Source organism: Dehalococcoidia bacterium (genome assembly GCA_028711995.1).
GTDB lineage: Bacteria > Chloroflexota > Dehalococcoidia > SZUA-161 > SpSt-899 > JAQTRE01.
Genome location: JAQTRE010000219.1, coordinates 1 through 3,204 on the forward strand (window position 1 = coordinate 1; position 3,204 = coordinate 3,204).

Consider the following 3,204-nt stretch of genomic DNA (forward strand, 5'->3'; position numbering starts at 1 on the left):
TGCTTATGCCTGTGGTTCTCTCTGAACATCCCTTCACCTCAAGTCGAATAGCCTCAACTTGAGTCTATCGCATCCCAATATCAGCTTCAATACCAAGGCGCTACCTTTTTGCAGGAACGCCAATTTTATATTGGGCCAATTGTGGTATGATTCCGGTAGTTTTAGTATTACGGGGGTTAAGGAGTTACCATGGCAACGCTCAAGGAATTTCGCGAGGGGAATGCGTTGAGTCAGGCAGACTTGGCCGCACTGGCCAAGGTGGCGAAGTCAACCATTGTCAGTATCGAAAACAAACACCATAAACCGAACTTCAAGACGCGCCGCAAACTTGCCGAGGCCTTGAAAGTGAAGCCAACGGAAATTGACTTCTGGTGATGACCTGAAGGGATGAACTGGACATCCCCGATTCAATCGGGCTCGGAGGCGCTACTGTGTTTGTGGTGGAAACAGGGGAGGGTCAATCTCCCCCGCAAACACGGGGTCGCTGCAGCGCTGGTCTCGGCTTGGGTTGTTACCGGAACACCGGTGTTAACGGGCCACTTGACCAGCTTCAGGCAGTGTCACGTGCCAGAACACGTGGCCTCTTTTTCTAATTGAAGTCAGTGTGCTATTTCCTTGGGCCTTATGCTACCCATCTCCCCTGTTATGTTTGCTTATCGCAGATGCTCCTATAGATGTCAAACATATTGAATGATATTCGGTTTGGTCAGACTATGGATGATGGCGAATACTTCGCGAGCGACGTAGCGTTTCAGGCAGCGGATTGCTTCCGTTTTGGTCTTCCCCTCCTCCATGCGTCGTTTCAAGTATGCCATGGTCTCTCGTCATGACGGAGCCTGACAATCACGATTCGATGGATGGCGGCATTCGCTCGGCGGTCGCCACCACGATTCAGACGGTGCCGATTGGTTTTGCCTGAAGAAGCAGGTATTGGGTTTACCCCGCATTGGGCGGCAAAAGCTGCCTCGGATCCGAGACGTTCAGGGTTACTGCCGGCGGTGACCAAGAGTGTGGCAGCGGTGTCAGGGCCGATGCCAAAAGATTGCGTCAGTCTCGGGGCAACTGCTGTCGTCAGCGTCTCCAGGTGAACATCGAGAGCTTCTATCTCCCGGGTAAGATGGATGTGACGTCGAGCCAATGACCATAGAGTGTACTTGGCCGCTGATGTTGTCGTCAGCAGTTTCCCGGGACGCCACCTGGCACAGCGAGCTATCAGTTGGCTGGTGGTCAAATCCCTCAGTGCGGATCGAAGTTCAACCGGGGCAGTAACGACCAGAGCCTTCATTTGATTGATCGACTGGGTACGAGCCTTCATCGCCGAGTCTTTGGCGGTCTTGATCATCCGGATCATTTCCACCGCATCGACACCGGATTTTGGCTCTTCCCGAGCCACGCCGGAGAGCACCGCTCTGGCTGCCATTTCAGCATCGGTAGGATCACTCTTACCCTTCCTGCGACGAGTGGACCGGTCCGGCCCGATTCACCTCGATAATCCGATGCCCTCGGTCGCCCAGAAACCGAGACAGGCCAGCTCCGTAGGAGCCCGTGCCTTCGATGCCGAATGCCTCTATCTCCCCTAAACTGTTCGCCCATTGCTCTAAGCTCAAGTATCCTACGCAGGTCGTAGGCAACGCGTGCTGGCCGATCCGAGCGCCAAGTCTGTCGATGGCTACCGCCACATGCTCATCCTTGTGGGTATCGACCCCGACAATAACTCCAGGAACAGGAAGGCACCTTGAGAATTCACAGTCTCCTCCTTCATCAGACTGTACCCTCAAGCCAGGAGAATGGACAGGACTGCGACAAGGCTTAGCCATGCTCCTATAAGGTCACTACTCGCCGGATGGGGTACTTTCTCGTGGCCACCACCAGATTGAGTCGACAGATCACAGACAAGGCACCGAGCCGGTCCCATTTAGAGTCAGGCCCTACATGAAGGTGGCCTGACTACATTATCGCAGTCCCATATTAGCTAACGGTCTACATCCATCATCCAGAAGTTTTGGACTGCTTGTCTACCACTTACTATCGCCATATCAGGCAGTAGAAGCTTTGCATCCTCGGTGTACAATTCAGCTGCCGCTACGGCATCACCGCTGTTGTACATTTCCACGAATTCCGTGGTGAGTTCCCGAATCGCCTTTTCGCTCATGCAGCCCTCCCTTTTCTTCGGAGGGATTTGATAGCTCATGCCATTCGACAATAGTATGGGGCTCAACGTTGGTTTCATGCCTACTGTGCTTAGTGATAAAGAATTGTCTGCCCAACGTCGGATGGAACGGCCGCCACTAATTAATTTCTCCAAACTAAACCCGAGGTTTGACTGTCAAAGCTGTATTTTACCGAAGTCGGACTTGGTGAAGGCCATTCGCTGCTTTCCCCACCCCTTTTCATACTCAGTGATGATTTGCCAGGTTATCTCTAATTTGTTCTGCTTCCACTGCCCGTTTTCCTTCACATATTCGTCCGTGAAATAACCAGCCATCCAGTATGCCTTGTCAACAGTCGTTGGCTGGGCCATCGCCTGAAGCTCCCATATACCTCTGGCCAACGTGTCATTGGTAAATTCAATTAGTGGACTATGCAAGTGGTGAATACTAGGACGAGATCTTTGTCTGGTGACATCTGAGACAAGGTATCTTCGGAGCGCCTCCCTGCCCTTATAGAGACCAAATACCCCATAATCAATGATTGCATCTTCAGTGAAGGTGTCGATTGCGTCATCATATCGACCCATATCAATTGAGAATATGTATCTTCTTTTGAGATCCTTGATAGCCTCAATATCTTCCAGACGTTCGATCCGCTGTTGTAACGTTGTCATGTTCTCCTCTCCTCGATTCTTTTATATAGATATTTATGCTCTCGAAACTGTCCTTAACTTCGTACACCTCTATAGTTCTGGTCTCCGCGCCGTCAATCGATTACTGAAACCTAAGGAATCTCTGAATAAGTTAGCCAAGAAACCGAACTGGCGCAATTTCCTACGTAAAATAGCGTTTATTGGCGATTATTCTGTGGTTTCGCCCTCTGAACAACCCCCTTTTCAGGGGAAATCCTGTCTGCTTGGGCAGACTACCCCCTAATCATCAGCAAGTCCTTGCGAACCATGTATAGGTTGGCCAGGGCAAACAGGCTGAACACTTGGGAGGCATTCTTGAGGAGCCCTTTGTATCTCACCTTCCGGTAACCCCAAAGATGCTT

The 3,204-nt window shown here is 51.2% G+C and carries 4 protein-coding genes and 1 pseudogene; 1 reads left to right on the forward strand and 4 read right to left on the reverse strand.

What is annotated here, in order from left to right; genetic code table 11:
* The first annotated feature begins 189 nt into the window (after nucleotides 1–189).
* Nucleotides 190–375: a helix-turn-helix transcriptional regulator gene (locus PHV74_15760; protein MDD5095808.1), complete on the forward strand. Its 186-nt coding sequence runs from the start codon at nucleotides 190–192 to the stop codon at nucleotides 373–375.
* A 302-nt stretch (nucleotides 376–677) separates the two neighbouring features.
* On the opposite strand, the pseudogene PHV74_15765 reads toward PHV74_15760, so the two are convergent.
* The 4 genes and pseudogenes from PHV74_15765 to PHV74_15780 all read right to left on the reverse strand — a co-directional run.
* Nucleotides 678–1,712 (reverse strand): annotated as a pseudogene (locus PHV74_15765) (IS110 family transposase).
* Nucleotides 1,713–1,972: 260 nt separating this feature from the next.
* Nucleotides 1,973–2,152, reverse strand: a complete 180-nt coding sequence (locus PHV74_15770) for a hypothetical protein (protein ID MDD5095809.1) — start codon at nucleotides 2,150–2,152, stop codon at nucleotides 1,973–1,975.
* A 174-nt stretch (nucleotides 2,153–2,326) separates the two neighbouring features.
* Nucleotides 2,327–2,824: a nuclear transport factor 2 family protein gene (locus tag PHV74_15775; protein ID MDD5095810.1), complete on the reverse strand. Its 498-nt coding sequence runs from the start codon at nucleotides 2,822–2,824 to the stop codon at nucleotides 2,327–2,329.
* Between the two features lie 251 nt (nucleotides 2,825–3,075).
* Nucleotides 3,076–3,204, reverse strand: a 129-nt coding sequence (locus PHV74_15780; protein MDD5095811.1) for an IS5/IS1182 family transposase, incomplete at its 5' end; no start/stop codon positions are given.